The sequence below is a fragment of the Alphaproteobacteria bacterium genome (assembly GCA_039980135.1).
Classification (GTDB): domain Bacteria; phylum Pseudomonadota; class Alphaproteobacteria; order UBA6615; family UBA6615; genus UBA8079.
In genome coordinates this window covers 77,896-92,509 of sequence record JBDXCV010000007.1, presented here as the reverse complement: position 1 = coordinate 92,509, position 14,614 = coordinate 77,896, and the positions used below count along the sequence as shown (strand labels likewise).

The window sequence follows — 14,614 nt, the reverse complement described above, 5'->3', positions numbered from 1 at the left end:
CCTTTAACGCAGGGTGCGGGTAAAAAATGCCACGATTTCGGCGTCAAGACGCGCCTGAAACGCGGCCCTGTCAAAACCCGGGGGATCGTGCAGATATGGCGGCAATAGTCGCACAATATCCGGTGGCAACGGGGTCGCAAATGACAGGTGCCCCGCATCCTCGACGCGCACATACTCGAACGCCGCCGGAAAATGCGACCGAAAGGGTTCTGCGTGAAGATCGGGATGCACGATGCCATCCCGGCCGGCCGTATAAAACCGGACCGGGATACCGATCCCGGCAAGTCCGTCGGTCGCGAACATGGCCGTCGCCGGGGCCATGACGAGTGCCGCTCCCACCCGCGGATCGGCGAGGGCGGCCAGCGGCCTGTCGCGCTGGTGGCGCGACGGACGGGAAATGCCCAGGACGCAGGCCGCATCCGTCGCATGCCGCGCACAAAATTCGCCGAGACGGGCAAGGCTGGGTTGCGCGCCCGCAAGCGCGAGAACCGTGTACCCTCCCATCGACAGGCCGAACGCACCCACGGGCTTGCCCTCGAGCATACCGGCGAAACGATCATCGGCCGACAATGCATCGATCACGGCCGACAGCGTCTTCGGTCGGCCGGCGTAAACCTGCCAGGTTCCCTGACGTGTGAAATCGGTGAAATTGTCACCCGGATGCTGCGGTGCCGCGACCACGAAACCGGCCTCGGCCAGCGCCACGGCCGCCGATATATGCGCCAGTGCGCTGGCACCGGCCCCATGCGAGACGAGGATCAATCCGCGCGCGGATTCGGCCGGCACCGCGCCCCGCAGCGCTTGAATGTTATAAGGCCCCAGCGTTATCTGATTTGCTTCAGCGTCGGTCGGATAGACGACGACCGTCGGCGCCTGCACCCCGGACACGGGATCGACGACAATTATCCGTTCGATGCCGGCATCGGCGCGCGATTGACCGCTGATCCAGACCGCGACCATGAAGGCGAGTGCGGCGAAGATCACATACCGGATCAGGCGGAACATCGACGGTGAATCCCGTCCCGGGGCTACTGCGCGTAAGACGGATCGATACGGTCGAGACGTCGCAACCAGGCCGGCCAATCAGCCGAGCCACGCCCCGCATTATGCGTCTTGCGCTGGGCGGCGTATTGCTCGAGCACCGCTTCAGAGGGCATCGCAAAGCGCGTGCCCGCCGCCTGCTGCTGCAGCTGCATCTTGCAGGACGTCTCGAGATCGCGCATCAGGACGAAGGCATCGCGCATGGACTTGCCCACCGTGACCACGCCGTGATTGCGCATCATCAGCGTGTGGTTGTCGCCGAGACCGGCTGCGATGGCCGCGCGCTCATCGAGATTCTCGGTGATGCCCTGATAATCGTGGTAGCCGATGTTGCCCCAGAACTGCATCGCCGTCTGTGCCAGGGGGAGCAAGCCGTCGGGCTGGTTCGCCACGAGGATGCATTCGGGAATATGGGTGTGATAGGCGGCGTTGATATCCGGCCGCGCGAGCATTAGGCCCCCATGAAGGGTGAAACCCGGCTTGTTCACATGCTGGGACTCATCGACATCTTCGACACGGGAATCGACCTTGACCAAATTTGACGCCGTCACCTCCTCATAGAGAAGTTCATGGGCCTTGATCAGGAAGAAATCCGGCTCGTCGGGCACCCGGATCGAGATATGATTGTAGATGCTGTCGGCCCAGTTGTAGATGTCCGCCAGCCGGTAGGCGGCGGCGAGATCGACGCGGACCTGCCACTCCTCGGGGCTCACCTGATCGCGAACGGACGGGACGTCCCGCAGTTGCACCACATTCGAGCTCATTTTCTGTTCTCCTGCTCTTTTTCCAAGTCACCCTTCGAGACACCCGCATTGCGGGCTCCTTAGAGCGAGGTTCGAAAACCTGCCTCATGCTGAGGCGCGCATTGCAAATGCGCATCTCAAAGCATGCGCCAAACCATTCTCATATCCGGACCATCTTGCCGGGGTTCATGATGTTCTCGGGGTCGAATGCCCGCTTCAGGGTGCGCATCAAATCGACCGCCTCGCCATGCTCGTCTTCGAGATAATCCATCTTGCCAACGCCAACGCCATGTTCACCGGTGCAGGTCCCTCCCATGGCAATCGCCCGCTCGACGATGCGCCGGTTGCAATCCTTGACCCGGCGCACCTCGTCTGCGTCATCGGGATCGAGCATAAAGAGCACGTGGAAGTTTCCGTCCCCGACATGGCCGACGATCGGGCAATCAAATCCGGAACCCTTGGTGTCCTGCTCCGTGGCGAGAATACACTCCGCCAGCCGCGAGATCGGTACGCAGACATCCGTGGACATGCCCAGTTTGGTGGGTTCCGCCGCGATCCCCGCATAGTAGGCATCGTGGCGCGCCTGCCAGAGATGGTTTCGTTCCTCGGTATCGACCGTCCACTGGAACGCCGAGCCGCCGAAATCGTCGGCGATTTCTCGGACCAGCTGCGCCTGCTCCTCGACCCCGGCCTCGGTGCCGTGGAACTCGTAGAACAGGGTCGGTTTCGCCTCGTAACCCTTGAGGTCGGAATAGGCGATCGAGCGCTCCATCATCAGGCTGTCGAGCAACTCGATGCGCGCGATCGGGACCCCGGTCTGGATCGTCAGGATGACGCTGTTCACCGCGTCCTCGAGGGACGGATACTGGCAGACCGCAGACGCGATCTTCTCCGGGATACCGTAGAGCTTGAGATGGACTTCCGTGATGATGCCGAGCGTGCCTTCCGACCCGATGAAAATGCGCGTCAGATCGTATCCAGCCGCCGACTTCTTGGCCCGGCCGCCTGTCTTGATGATCCGGCCATCGGCCGTCACCACCGTGAGCCCGAGCACATTCTCCTTCATCGTCCCGTAGCGCACGGCGTTGGTGCCGCTGGCGCGGGTCGCGGCCATGCCGCCGATGGAGGCGTCGGCGCCGGGATCGATGGGAAAGAACATGCCCGTGTCACGGAGATACTCGTTGACCTGCTTGCGGGTCACCCCGGCCTGCACCCGGCAATCCATGTCTTCCGGATGCACCTCCAGGACGTTGTTCATCTGCATCAGATCGATGGTGATGCCGCCATGGGGTGCCGTGACATGGCCCTCCAGTGAGGTGCCCGTGCCGAACGGAATGACCGGGACCTTGTGGACGGCGCAGATTTTGACAATCTCGGCCACTTCCTCGGTCGAGTGCGGAAAGCATACGGCGTCGGATGGGACGGGCTTGAAGTAGTCCTCGCCGCGCCCGTGATGCTCGCGCACCGCCATCGACGTCGTTACGCGGTCGCCGAGCAAGGCCTCCAGCGCGGCGAGTACGGCAGAGACGGCGTTATTCTCCGCAATGGCCTGTTCTGACATGACGAGGTTCCCAAGGGTCTTTTGTTCACGGTTATCATAACATCGCGTCTGACCTTGGCCTAGCCGAAGGCCCGCAGGAGAAGATCATGAACAACGCCCTCGATGGAATCCTTGTCGTCAGCATCGAGCAGGCCGTCGCGGCCCCCTATGCCGCGTCTCGTCTGGCCGATGCGGGTGCCCGCGTCATCAAGATCGAGCGCCCCGAAGGCGATTTCGCGCGCAGCTACGACCGGGCTGCAAAAGACCAGAGCGCCTATTTCGTCTGGCTCAACCGCGGCAAGGAATCCATCGCGCTGGATTTCAAAACACCTGACGACCGTGCGCTGCTGCACCGCCTGATCGCAAAGGCCGACGTCTTCATCCAGAACCTCGCTCCCGGAGCCGCCGCGCGCGCCGGGTTCGACTCCACCGAGCTTCGCCGTGAATTTCCGAGGCTCATCACTTGCGATATCTCCGGCTACGGCAATACCGGCCCCTACCGGGACATGCGCGCCTACGATCTTCTGGTCCAGGCGGAGAGCGGCCTGTGCGAGGTCACGGGCACACCCGACGGGCCCGGCCGCGTGGGCGTTTCGGTCTGCGATATCGCCTGCGGCATGGCCTCCCATGCCGCCATCCTGGAGGCGCTCTATCATCGCGTGCGTACCGGCGAAGGCCGCGCCATCAGCGCCTCGTTGTTCGCCGGCATGGCCGATTGGATGACGGTGCCCTATCTGCAGGATGTCTATGGTGGCAAGGCACCCGAACGTGCCGGCCTGCACCACCCGTCTATTGCGCCTTATGGCGCCTACGGTACCGGAGACAACAAACAGGTGGTGATCGCCATCCAGAACCAGCGCGAGTGGCGGCGCCTTTGTGAGGACGTGTTGCGGAACCCCGGCCTCGCCGACCATCCGGACTTCCACGAGAACGTGGCACGGGTTTCAAACAGACCCGCGCTCGATACCGAGATCGATAAGGTCTTCGGACCCCTACCCCGCGACGAAATCGTCGCCCGGCTGCTTGCGGCGAAAATCGCCCATGGCGCGGTGAACAATGTCGCGGACTTCGCCGCGCACCCGCAACTGCAGAAGGTCGAGATCGAAACGCCCGAAGGCCCGCTCGTGATGATCGCGCCGCCGGCACGGATCAACGACGAAGACCCGAAATTGGGTCCGGTACCCGCGTTGGATGCCCACGGCGCATCCATCCGCGCGGAGTTCACGGACTAGAGTCTATCTGGCCACCAACCCGATCACCACGGCCTGGACTGCAAAGACGCCCAACCAATGAGCTCCATCGATGATCGTGTGCGCCCATGACGATTGCTGGAAACGATGGTTGATGGTCATGGTCGAGATCACAAAGGCCAGCCACATCGACAGCGCGATCATGACTCCGCCGGCGATTGATCCGGGCTCGATGGTCATCAATACCACCGAAAGCATGTACGCGATCAGGACATGCCCGATGATGGCGATGATGTAAGACACGGGACTTGCACCGGCCTTGATCTCGTCTTCGGTCTTGCCGACCGCCGCCATCCACGGCTTGTTCAGCGTGATATAGTAGACCGCGCTGAAGACGTAACTCACCACGACGGCGGCGATCAACGCGATCCAGTCGATTTCTCCGAATGCCATTTCCTGTTCCTCAGTCGAGGGTCGGGTCCAGAACCACTTTGCCGGTACCCTTGCGGGATTCCACGCGCCGATGCGCGTCCGCCGCCTGGCTCAGCGGCATCACCTGATCGATAAGAACCTTTACCCCGCCCTTCCCGGCGCGCACGAAGGCCTCCTCAAGCCCGCCAGGAGCTTCGCGCGGCTCGCCCACGATGTGCAGCATGTAGAGATACAGCCGCCGCACACTCAACGGGACGTCGGGCGCGCCCGACGCGTTGCCCGCCGTCACCAGCGTGGCGCCCCGCGCCATGCCGTGAATGACCTGATTGAAGGTCTCGGGGTCGGCCACGCTGTCGCAGACACCGGTGACGCCCTGACCGTCGGTCAATTTCAGGATTTCTTCCGTCAGGTCCTGGGTCCGGTAGTTGATGCCATGATCCGCGCCCAGTTCGAGGGTCGCCGCGACCCGCGCATCCGCGCCGGCTGCGGCGATAACCATGGCGCCCGACCATTTGGCGACCTGAATGCAGGCCGCGCCAAGGCCGCCCGTCGCGCCCATCACGAGGACCGTATCGCCCTCCTTCGCCTTCAATATGTTTTCGACCTGATTAACGGCGGTGCCGAGGTGACGGCCAATCACCGTCGCCTCGTGGAACGTCAGATTGTCGGGGATCGGCACCGTGCGTGACGCCATCGTGCGCACATACTGCGCATAACCGCCCCAGACCGTGACGCCCAGAAAATCGACCGGACCCAGGCCGGGAATCGCCATATACGGGTCGGGCCGCTTGGTCGGCACGAAGATCGAGCAGAACACCCGGTCGCCGACCTTGCGGTCGGTGACGTTCTCGCCCACCGCCGTGATTACGCCCGATGGATCGACGCCGAGGATATGTGGCAGGTCGGGGGTATAGGCGTATTTGTCCTCACGCATGAACAGGTCGAAGGTCCGGTTAATCGAGACCGCGTGGACCTCGACAAGCACATCGTCGGGGGCCAGTTCCGGCGTGTCGACATCCTGATATTCGAGGACATCCGGGTCCCCGAAGGCGCTCATCACAACGGCTTTCATCTGCTTTCTCCCCTTCGCTCCGGATTGTGCCACACAGTGTGGTCAGCCGACCTTCTCTTCTGCACCGCTTGCTGCGGATTTGATGATGGCTTCCAGGACCGCCACCACATGGATGATCTCATCCCGTGATATCGGATAGGCTTCCTGGCCCATAGCGGCGGCTCCGAAGGCATCCAGTTCGGCGGTCAGCGCATCGGTATCGCGGCCAAAATCATATTTGAACTGCTCGGGTTCGTCGCCTTCGCGCGGCGCGAACTCGAAGCTGTCATACATGCGCCCGATCATGCGGGCAGTCGCATCCCGGCCATATATCGACGCGAGGAAATCCGGCCGCGCCGCCACCATCACGCCGAGATAGCCGGTCATGCCGCTCGAAAACTTCAACAGAACCGAGGTGGTGTCGTCGATATCCGCCTCGATGGCGCGGTTCACGGCCTGGGCGGTGACGCTCTCCACCGTACCGAACAGGTCGACCATGTTGTCGATCATGTGCACACCCATCGGGGTCATGCCGCCGGCGGGCCACTCGGATCGCTGCAATCGCCAGCTGTCCTTGGGCAGGAAAATCGCCGCCGGGCCGGTCTCGGTCATCTCGACATGCAGCAGCGTCCCGAATGAACCGTCAGCGATCCGCTTTCGGAGCTCCGTCATCGACGGTACGAAACGCCGGTTATGTCCCACCACCACGGTGACGCCCGCGGCATCGGCCGCGTCGAGGACCTTCTCGGCATCCGCCTTCGTCATGGTGAACGGCTTCTCGCTGAGAACATGCTTGCCGGCTTCGATCGCCGTCAGCATCTGCTCCACATGCAATGTATGGGGTGTCGCCAACACGACCGCATCCAGGTCCGCCTCATCCAGCATTGCTTCAAGGCTGGTGTGGAGAGTCATCCCCTTCTCGTCCGCGAACTCCCTGACCTTGTCCGGGTTGCGGACGGCACCGGCGATAAATTCGATATTCTCCGCGCCGGCCGACGCATTGACCAGATTCTGGCCCCACCGGCCGACCCCCACGATTCCTGCTGCAAGCATTTGAAAAACTCCTCCGTTTGGTATTCAGCCGACTTTCTGCGGCGTTCCGCTTTCGGCCGATTTGATAATGGCCTCGAGGACCGCGATGCCGTGAATCACATCCGTGTCGGGCACGGGATAGGCGTCACCCCCCGAGCAGGCGGCCGCGAAGGCCTCCAGCTCCGCGTTCACCATATCGAAACCGGCAAAGTCCTTGGTCACCGTCTTGTTCTCGCCGGTAGCGCCCGTGATCGGCCCGTCTCCGTTGGGCACGAACTCGAATGACGACAGGTCCGGTTTTCGGATCTCGAACGATCCGCCGAGCCCGTAGCCCTGAAGCCGGAAGCTCGGCGCCGTGGCCAACATGTTGCCCATATAGCCCGACATGCCGTTCTTGAACATGAACAGGATCGACGATGTGTCGTCGGTGTCGTTCGGCACTGCGCGGCGGAACGACTGGCAATAGACCTCATCGATCTCGCCGAACAGGTTGATGTAGACGTCGATGACATGGACGCCCATGGGCGTGAGCCCGCCGACCGGGGTCTCGTTCTTGTCGGCGCGCCACGCGTCGGGCGCGAGAAACATGCCGTTGGGCGCGCACATGGAACCCTCGACATGCATCGGGGTCTGGAGCGTACCGTCGTCGATGAGTTTCTTCGCCTCGGCGATCGCGGGGTGGAAACGGCGATTGAACCCGACCGCACAGACGACGCCAGCGTCACGGCACGCCCCGATTGCCGCCTCCGCGTCGGCCCTGGTCAAGGTGATCGGCTTCTCGACGAAAACATGCTTGCCCGCCGCGGCGGCCGCCTGAATCTGTTCGAGATGCCTCGAGTGCGGCGTGGCCAGCACGACGGCGTCCAGCTCTTCGACAGTGAGCAGCTCGTCATAGGTCTCGACAAGGTCGAAGCCTTGCTCTCCGGCATATTCCTCGGCCTTTGCACGGGTACGCGTTGCCCCGTGCGAGAAGCGGATGGCGTCGGACTTTCCCTGGACCGAGCCGACCAGAACCTTGCCCCACCAGCCGAGGCCGACAATTCCTGCATTGATCATGTAAATCCCCCTGATCGACGCCAATTCAACGAACTCTCGCGCGCCTTGGCCGTAATATTACGGGCTGGCCGGGGTCTTGTCTGCTCCGGAACGACGTTTTTGAGATACCCGTTCGCCATTGTCGCGCGGCACAGATGTAGGCGGCATTCCGACCAGCGGCTATAGTCGGTGCAACATGGCGATGCGTCCGGCGTCGCGGCAAAACAACATTCGGGGAGAAGGAACATGGCATTGCGCGTCGGCGTCGTCGGCCTGGGGATCATGGGGGGCGCGTTCGCCGCCAACCTGGTCAAGGGCGGTTATCAGGTCACGGGCTACGACCCGGTCAAATCCAAGGTGAACGCGCTGGTGAAGGCCGGCGGCAAGGCCGGCAAGAGCGCGGCCGACGTGGCCCGCAAATCCGACGTGGTACTCACCTCCCTCACCTCGCCGGCCATCCTCGACGCGGTCATCTCGGGCAAGGATGGCCTTCTCGCCGGTGCCCGCAAGGGTCTGATCGTCATGGAGACATCGACCCTCGGCATCGACGACAAGGAACGCGCCCGCGCCGCTCTGGCCAAAAAGGGTGCGAGCCTGATGGACAGCCCCGTCAGCGGCGCCGGAAAACAGGCCGCCGTCGGCGAAATCACGATCATGGTCAGCGGCACCAAGAAGGACTTCAACACGGTCAGGGAAATCCTGCCCGCCTTCACCATGATCCAGTATCACGTGGGTCCCTTCGGCGACGGGATGAAGCTGAAAATGCTGATCAACATGCTGATCAGCGTACACGGCGCCGCGTTCGCCGAGGCGATCACATTGGCACGCGCCTCGGGGATCGATCTCGACGTGTTCGGGGATGTGCTCACACGGTCGGCCGGCAATTCGCGGGTCATCGAGTATCGCGGACCGCTCATGCTGGCCGACGAGTATGCCGACCCGAAGGTCAAGACCGCCGACCTGACGGTGATGATCAAGGACAACAATCTGATCGAGGACTACGCCAAGAACAACAACGCCTCGGTGCCGGTGTTTCAGGCGAGCATGTTCAGCGCCTACGCGGCTTTGGCCCAGGGGTTCGGCCAGGAAGACCCCGGTGTTGTCACACGTATCTACGAGCAATTGGCCGGTATCCCGCGCACGAAACGCGCGCGGTCCAGGCGCAAGAAAAAATAATGGCGCTCACAGCCGGCGTCATCGGCCTGGGCAATATCGGCGGCGGTGTGGCGAAGAATCTCGCGGCCGCCGGTCACCGGGTCATCGGTTACGACACCGACCCCGAACGCATTTCCGCGGCAAACGCTGAAGCGGCGGCGGATGCGGCGGATGTCGCGGCGCGGACCGACCTGATCGTACTGGCCGTCGCCACCATGGCCGCCTGGCGGGCCACACTGGCCGCAATCTCGGCCAGCGGGCGGCGGGGATTGGTCGTCGTCGATCTCTGCACGTTTCCGATCGCCGAGAAGCAAGGCGCCCATGACGAGCTCCTGCGGGCGGGTATCGACCTGCTCGATTGCCCGGTGAGCGGCGCGCGCCCCCAGGCGCAGTCCGGTGACCTGGCCATGCTCGTCAGCGGCAGCGAAGACGCGTTCAGGCGAGCCAGGCCCGCGCTCGAAAGCTTCTGTCGCAGCGTAATCCATGTCGGCGGGTTCGGGGAATCGGCCAAGATCAAATACATCCTCAACCTGATCATTTCGATCCACAACATGGCCTGCGCCGAGGCCTTCCTGCTGGCCCGAAAGGCCGGGGTCGATCTGCAAACGATGGCGGATGCGGTGATGGAGAGTGCCGCCTACTCCAGGATCTTCGAGATCCGCGCCGAAAAATGGATCACCGGCAACTATGACGACCCGACTGCGGAGCTGGCGATCCAACTCAAGGACAAGGACGTGATCCGCGAATTCGCGGCGGCGCTGGACTGCCCGACGCCGATGTTCGACGCGGCCATGCCCTATTATATCGCCGCGGCATCCCAGGGCCGCCAGCAGCAGGATGCGGCATCAATTCTCGCCGTGCTGGAGCATATGGCGGGCATCCCGCGGGATGAACCGCCGGGCTCCGACGACGGCTAGACTTTGCTGGACCGGGCGGCGGCCCTACTTGGTCAACGCCGCGTGCATCACCCGCAGAAAGCGCTCGGGATTCAGAAATCCGCCACCCCACTCGGCATCGAACTCGGCCGTCGGCTTCGCGGCGACGATGGCCTCGACCGACTTCCCGTCCGCAATCAAGGGACTGATGCTGTCGCGCACCTTGGTCAGCATGTCGCGATAGGCCATCAGGTCGGCGCGATTGCCGACCGGGCCGTGGCCCGGGATAATGACCGTGTCGTCATCGGCCAGCGCGAGAACCGTATCGATCGCGGCGAACACGCCCTCGACCGAACCACCAGACCGGGCGTCGATGAAGGGGTAGAAGCCGTTGAAGAACGTGTCACCCATGTGGATGACGTCGGCCTCCTGGAAATGGATCATCGCGTCACCGTCGGTGTGGGCGTTGGCCGTGTGGAACACCCGCACCGTCTGGCCGTTCATATGGAATGTGGTCGCGTCGTTGAAGGTGACGACCGGCAGCGCCGCCTTCGGCGCATCGGCGCTGAGCAGGCGCGCACGAACATTGTCATGAGCGAAGATCAAAACCCCGGCCTTGCCGAGATTCTCGTTGCCGCCCGTGTGATCGCGATGGAAGTGGGTGTTGACCAGGAACCGCACCGGCTGGTCGGTGACGGTCTTGATCTGGTCGAGGATGGCTGGCGTTGCAGGCGCGAACTGATCGTCGATCATGAAAACCCCGTCGCCGCCGACGGACACGCCGATATTGCCGCCTTGCCCCTGAATGACATGGATGCCGTCGGCAACGCTGGATATCTGCTGCGCGCTCGCCACCCCGGGCAGCACTGCAGTCGTGACGATGGCAGTAAACGCGCCGACCAGCGCCGGTTTCAGGCTCTTTTTCATGATCTTCTCTCGCGGGTTTCTGTTGCTTGAAAACTACCGGCGCGGCGCGACGCGGACAATCGCCGGGCCGCTCACAACATCGTCAGCAACCCCGCACGCGCATTTTGACCGGCGCCCGTCCCGGCCCTATGATTTGGACCAGACAAAGGGGAAAACAATGACCGCCAAATATCATCTGATCAGCTCGTTCACCTGACCATGGGTCCAGCGCGCCGTGATCCTTTTGCGCGCCAAAGAAGTCGAGTTCGACGTCACCTATATCAATCTGCGTGAGAAGCCCGACTGGTTCCTCGAAATCTCACCCCACGGCAAGGTCCCGGTCCTCAAGGTCGGCGACGAAATCCTTTTCGAGTCCAACGCCATCGCCGAGTTTCTCGACGAGATGGTGCCGCCGCGCCTGCACCCGGAAGACCCGATCGCCCGGGCCAAGAACCGCGCCTGGACCGACTTCACCGCGACCTTCGCCGGCGCGTTGAGCAAGATCCACTACGCCAAGACCCGCGAAGACATGGAGGCGGCGGTCGAGGCCGCGCCCGAGGTTCTTGCGAAGGTGGAGAAAGCCCTCGCCGGACGGGGCAATGACGGGCCGTTCTTCAACGGGCCTGACCTGTCGCTGGTGGACGCGGCCTTTGCGCCCTTCCTGCAGCGTTACCTGCTGATCGACGAAGGCCTGCAGAATGATGTGCTCAAGGACTTCCCGCTGATCCGCGCCTGGGCCGAAACGCTGATGGCCGACGCGCGCGTAACCGGCGCCGTGCCGGACAATTTCGAAGCGGAGTTCATCGGCAACCTGCACCGGCGCGAGCTTTACGCGCGGGACTTCTTCGAGAACACGGTCGCTGCCGAGTAAGAATGTCAGGCGACCCCAACAATCCAGGCGGCTACCGGCCCGACGACCCGCGCTACGGGCTGTCGGGTCAGGCGCTGCAGGATTATTACCTGGCCCAGCCGCCCCAGTGGTTCATCCGGTCCATGTATGCCCCCGGCGCGGCCGAAAAACGCGAGGCGGCGATGGAACCGCATCTCGCCCATCAGGCCAAATATCGGGAGTTCATGCATTTCGCCGGGCCGATCCTGACCGACGACGGATCGTCACCGCTCGGCACCATGTGCATCATCGAGCTTCCCGACCGAGCCACGGCCGAGGCGTATGTTTTCGGCGACGGCTTCGCGAAAGCTGGGATGCTCGAACCGCCGACGATCACGCGTTTCGTCAGCTCCAAGCGCCTGAAGTATTTCGACCGCGCGCCCGACCCAGATTTGCAACTGTTCGTGTGCGAATGCCTCGACGGGCCCGACGCCGCGACCCTGCGTCCCAAGACCGCGGCCGACCATCACGACTATCAGGGTTCGCTCATCGAGCGCTACATGGCCCACGGCCCGCTACGCAACGATGACGGCAAGGGTCTGCTCGGGAGCCTGTTCCTCATCGAGGTCGCCGACCGGAACACAGCGGAACTCCTTGTCGCCAACGAACCGATGACCCAGGGCGGCGTATTCCGTGAAATCAACATCCACCGCTGGCGGTTCGGGAAGTCGCTTGCATAAGCAGATGACCCAACGCATCGCCATTCTGGGTTCGGGCGCCAACGGCAGCGCCATCGGCGCGGACCTGACCCGCGCCGGGCTCGACGTGAAGCTGATCGACCAATGGCCGGCCCATGTGGAGGCCATGCGCGCGGGCGGCGTGACTGTCAAAATGCCCGACGAGACCGTTCATGCCGACGTCGACGCCTATCATCTGTGCGACATCGCAACCTTCACTGAACCGTTCGACGTGGTGCTGATGCTGTTCAAGGCCTACGACACCCGCTGGGCGGCCGAACTAATCAAACCCCATATGGCCGACGACGGCCTGCTGATCGGCGTCCAGAACGGGATGACCGCCGAGACCATTGCCGACGTGGTCGGCGCTGAACGCACCCTGCCCTGCGTCATCGAGTTGGCGGGCGAACTCGAAGGCCCGGGTGTCGTGATCCGGCGCTCGCCGCCGGATGCGGGATCATGGTTCGCGCTCGGCAGCATCGATCCGTCGACGGACCGCCGCGAGGAAGAGGTCGCGGAATTGCTCCGCCACGTGGGTGTGGTCGAGGTCGTGCCTGACATCCAGTCGGCAAAATGGATGAAGCTGGTGATGAACGCGATGACGCTCGCCACCGCCGGGTTGCTGGGCATGGGATTGAACGAATCCTACGAGATTCCGGGTATGCGCGGCCTAATGCTCAAGGCCGGTGCCGAGGCGCTCGCCGCCGGTGCCGTGCGCGGCCACAAGCCGGTGCCCATTGTGGGTCTCGATCAGTCCGAGATCGAGAACTCGAACCACGTTCTCGAACTGCTGATTGAAAAGCTCGAGACCTTCACCCTGCCGGATACCCCGACGACCGTGTTGCAGGACCATGCGAAAGGCCGGATGAGCGAGACGGACGCCATCAATGGCCTGGTCGCGGAGACGCTTGCAGCAGCGGGACAAGCCGCACCCGCCAGTCATGCGATTGTCGAGGTGACGCGGCGGATTCACGCCGGTGAGATCGCACCCGACCCGTCGAACATGGATCTGATCCGCGAGTTGGTCGCGATTTAGTCACCGAACACCCTCACTCGTCGTTCCCGCGAAGGCGGGAACCCATAACCATGAAACCATCCCGGCTTACACAGGTGTCTATGGATGCCCGCCTGCGCGGGCATGACGAAAGAAGGCTTTGAAATGCCTGAGAATCTAACCGAACGTGGTTCGACCCTTCATCGCCAGATGCCCGTCGCCGTTGGCGACCCAGACATCCATCGTGTCCTCGACACCTTCGGCGGACCGGCCGCACACGGTGAAGGTCTCGATGTCGAACACCGGTCGGTGCCCGCGAAACTCGAAGCCGGTGATCCGCCGTTCGGGCCATGAACGATCCGCCAGGCCGACCATGAGTGTCGCCAGCAGCGGGCCGTGGACCACCAGGCCGTCATAACCCTCGACGTCGCGGGCATAGTCCCGGTCGTAGTGAATGCGGTGGCCGTTGAAGGTCAGCCCCGAATAGCGAAACAGCAACGTCGGATTCGGATCGACCCGTTCGGTCCATTCCGCGTCGTCCGGCGCGGGCTCGCCGGGCCGGGCAGTCGCGCCAGGCTCGCCGGTGTCCTCGCGGTAGACGATGTCGTGTTCATCGACGATGGCGAGGCCCTCGCCGCCCGAAATCTCGTGGCAAACCGTCACGAAGACCAGTCGGCCCGAGCGCCCGGTTTTCTCGGTGATGCTGTCGATAGTCGAGACCCGGGTCGCCGGCTCACCCAGCCGCAAGTCTCCCGGAAACGAGACCCGGCTGCCGGCCCACATGCGCCGGGCGGGGCCGACCGGCGGCAGGAAATCGCCCGAGAGCGCCGGGTGACCGTCACGGCCCAGCCCCGAACGCGGTGCGATGTCCCAGAAGTAGAGCCAGTGCCAGAGTGGTGGTAGCGCATCGCCACCCGCGAGCGCTGTATCGCCATCGTCGAGCATGGCCTGCATCGCCACGCAGCGTTCGACACCGATCATGTCCTGTCGCGTCTCAGTGCGACCGACCCAATCTTGCAGGTCTTCACTCATCTACAAGCTCCCGCCACGCAGG

15 protein-coding genes are annotated in these 14,614 nt (G+C 63.2%); 6 read left to right on the top strand and 9 right to left on the bottom strand.

All coding sequences use genetic code 11. The annotated features are described in order from the left end of the window. Nucleotides 1-3 precede the first annotated feature (3 nt). From ABJ363_09910 to ABJ363_09900, 3 genes are all read right to left on the bottom strand, one after another. Nucleotides 4-1,005 carry a dienelactone hydrolase gene (locus ABJ363_09910; protein ID MEP4379303.1) on the bottom strand — a complete coding sequence of 334 codons (1,002 nt, stop codon included), beginning with the start codon at nt 1,003-1,005 and terminating at the stop codon, nt 4-6. A 23-nt stretch (nt 1,006-1,028) separates the two neighbouring features. Further along, a complete protein-coding gene (locus ABJ363_09905) occupies nt 1,029-1,805 on the bottom strand; it encodes a class II aldolase/adducin family protein (GenBank protein MEP4379302.1) in 777 nt (258 codons plus the stop codon). Nucleotides 1,806-1,944: 139 nt separating this feature from the next. Next, a complete protein-coding gene (locus ABJ363_09900; GenBank protein ID MEP4379301.1) occupies nt 1,945-3,345 on the bottom strand; it encodes an FAD-linked oxidase C-terminal domain-containing protein in 1,401 nt (466 codons plus the stop codon). A gap of 86 nt (nt 3,346-3,431) precedes the next feature. On the opposite strand from ABJ363_09900, the gene ABJ363_09895 reads away from it, so the two are divergent. Beyond that, the gene (locus ABJ363_09895) at nt 3,432-4,556 is read left to right on the top strand and encodes a CaiB/BaiF CoA-transferase family protein (GenBank protein ID MEP4379300.1); all 1,125 of its coding nucleotides are present in this window, start codon (nt 3,432-3,434) and stop codon (nt 4,554-4,556) included. Nucleotides 4,557-4,559: 3 nt separating this feature from the next. On the opposite strand, the gene ABJ363_09890 is transcribed toward ABJ363_09895, so the two are convergent. Genes ABJ363_09890 through ABJ363_09875 form a run of 4 tightly spaced genes read right to left on the bottom strand, consistent with a single transcriptional unit; the run spans nt 4,560 to nt 8,085 of the window. Further along, complete coding sequence (locus ABJ363_09890) at nt 4,560-4,967, bottom strand: DUF1761 domain-containing protein (protein ID MEP4379299.1); 408 nt, start codon at nt 4,965-4,967, stop codon at nt 4,560-4,562. 10 nt (nt 4,968-4,977) lie between these two features. After that, nucleotides 4,978-6,018: a zinc-binding dehydrogenase gene (locus ABJ363_09885; protein ID MEP4379298.1), complete on the bottom strand. Its 1,041-nt coding sequence runs from the start codon at nt 6,016-6,018 to the stop codon at nt 4,978-4,980. A gap of 42 nt (nt 6,019-6,060) precedes the next feature. Beyond that, nucleotides 6,061-7,050 (bottom strand): Gfo/Idh/MocA family oxidoreductase, encoded by a 990-nt coding sequence (locus ABJ363_09880; protein MEP4379297.1) that lies wholly within the window; start codon nt 7,048-7,050, stop codon nt 6,061-6,063. A gap of 24 nt (nt 7,051-7,074) precedes the next feature. Continuing rightward, nucleotides 7,075-8,085, bottom strand: a complete 1,011-nt coding sequence (locus ABJ363_09875) for a Gfo/Idh/MocA family oxidoreductase (GenBank protein MEP4379296.1) — start codon at nt 8,083-8,085, stop codon at nt 7,075-7,077. A gap of 168 nt (nt 8,086-8,253) precedes the next feature. Here ABJ363_09875 and ABJ363_09870 point away from each other — a divergent pair, with 168 nt between their 5' ends. Beyond that, nucleotides 8,254-9,240, top strand: coding sequence for an NAD(P)-dependent oxidoreductase (locus ABJ363_09870; protein MEP4379295.1), 987 nt, complete (start codon nt 8,254-8,256; stop codon nt 9,238-9,240). After that, a complete protein-coding gene (locus tag ABJ363_09865; GenBank protein MEP4379294.1) occupies nt 9,240-10,136 on the top strand; it encodes an NAD(P)-dependent oxidoreductase in 897 nt (298 codons plus the stop codon). The genes ABJ363_09870 and ABJ363_09865 overlap by 1 nt, the downstream gene beginning before the upstream one ends. Before the next feature lie 24 nt (nt 10,137-10,160). On the opposite strand, the gene ABJ363_09860 is transcribed toward ABJ363_09865, so the two are convergent. Continuing rightward, entirely contained in the window at nt 10,161-11,021 is an 861-nt protein-coding gene (locus ABJ363_09860; GenBank protein MEP4379293.1) for an MBL fold metallo-hydrolase, read from the bottom strand. Between the two features lie 157 nt (nt 11,022-11,178). Between ABJ363_09860 and ABJ363_09855 the strand changes: the two genes are divergently transcribed. From ABJ363_09855 to ABJ363_09845, 3 genes are read left to right on the top strand one after another with little or no spacing between them, the layout of a single operon-like run. Then, entirely contained in the window at nt 11,179-11,871 is a 693-nt protein-coding gene (locus ABJ363_09855; protein ID MEP4379292.1) for a glutathione S-transferase family protein, read from the top strand. Between the two features lie 2 nt (nt 11,872-11,873). After that, nucleotides 11,874-12,569 carry a YciI family protein gene (locus ABJ363_09850; protein MEP4379291.1) on the top strand — a complete coding sequence of 232 codons (696 nt, stop codon included), beginning with the start codon at nt 11,874-11,876 and terminating at the stop codon, nt 12,567-12,569. Between the two features lie 4 nt (nt 12,570-12,573). Then, the gene (locus ABJ363_09845) at nt 12,574-13,602 is read left to right on the top strand and encodes a 2-dehydropantoate 2-reductase (protein ID MEP4379290.1); all 1,029 of its coding nucleotides are present in this window, start codon (nt 12,574-12,576) and stop codon (nt 13,600-13,602) included. 135 nt (nt 13,603-13,737) lie between these two features. On the opposite strand, the gene ABJ363_09840 is transcribed toward ABJ363_09845, so the two are convergent. Next, the gene (locus tag ABJ363_09840) at nt 13,738-14,592 is read right to left on the bottom strand and encodes a MaoC family dehydratase N-terminal domain-containing protein (GenBank protein MEP4379289.1); all 855 of its coding nucleotides are present in this window, start codon (nt 14,590-14,592) and stop codon (nt 13,738-13,740) included. Between the last annotated feature and the right edge of the window lie 22 nt (nt 14,593-14,614).

What these genes read in the sequence shown, in the direction of transcription:
- ABJ363_09860 (MEP4379293.1), bottom strand. Translation starts at nt 11,021, where the DNA reads ATGAAAAAGAGCCTGAAACCGGCGCTGGTCGGCGCGTTTACTGCCATC.
- ABJ363_09850 (MEP4379291.1), top strand. Translation starts at nt 11,874, where the DNA reads ATGTCAGGCGACCCCAACAATCCAGGCGGCTACCGGCCCGACGACCCG.
- ABJ363_09885 (MEP4379298.1), bottom strand. Translation starts at nt 6,018, where the DNA reads ATGAAAGCCGTTGTGATGAGCGCCTTCGGGGACCCGGATGTCCTCGAA.
- ABJ363_09875 (MEP4379296.1), bottom strand. Translation starts at nt 8,085, where the DNA reads ATGATCAATGCAGGAATTGTCGGCCTCGGCTGGTGGGGCAAGGTTCTG.
- ABJ363_09840 (MEP4379289.1), bottom strand. Translation starts at nt 14,592, where the DNA reads ATGAGTGAAGACCTGCAAGATTGGGTCGGTCGCACTGAGACGCGACAG.
- ABJ363_09845 (MEP4379290.1), top strand. Translation starts at nt 12,574, where the DNA reads ATGACCCAACGCATCGCCATTCTGGGTTCGGGCGCCAACGGCAGCGCC.
- ABJ363_09880 (MEP4379297.1), bottom strand. Translation starts at nt 7,050, where the DNA reads ATGCTTGCAGCAGGAATCGTGGGGGTCGGCCGGTGGGGCCAGAATCTG.
- ABJ363_09865 (MEP4379294.1), top strand. Translation starts at nt 9,240, where the DNA reads ATGGCGCTCACAGCCGGCGTCATCGGCCTGGGCAATATCGGCGGCGGT.
- ABJ363_09910 (MEP4379303.1), bottom strand. Translation starts at nt 1,005, where the DNA reads ATGTTCCGCCTGATCCGGTATGTGATCTTCGCCGCACTCGCCTTCATG.
- ABJ363_09895 (MEP4379300.1), top strand. Translation starts at nt 3,432, where the DNA reads ATGAACAACGCCCTCGATGGAATCCTTGTCGTCAGCATCGAGCAGGCC.
- ABJ363_09900 (MEP4379301.1), bottom strand. Translation starts at nt 3,345, where the DNA reads ATGTCAGAACAGGCCATTGCGGAGAATAACGCCGTCTCTGCCGTACTC.
- ABJ363_09890 (MEP4379299.1), bottom strand. Translation starts at nt 4,967, where the DNA reads ATGGCATTCGGAGAAATCGACTGGATCGCGTTGATCGCCGCCGTCGTG.
- ABJ363_09905 (MEP4379302.1), bottom strand. Translation starts at nt 1,805, where the DNA reads ATGAGCTCGAATGTGGTGCAACTGCGGGACGTCCCGTCCGTTCGCGAT.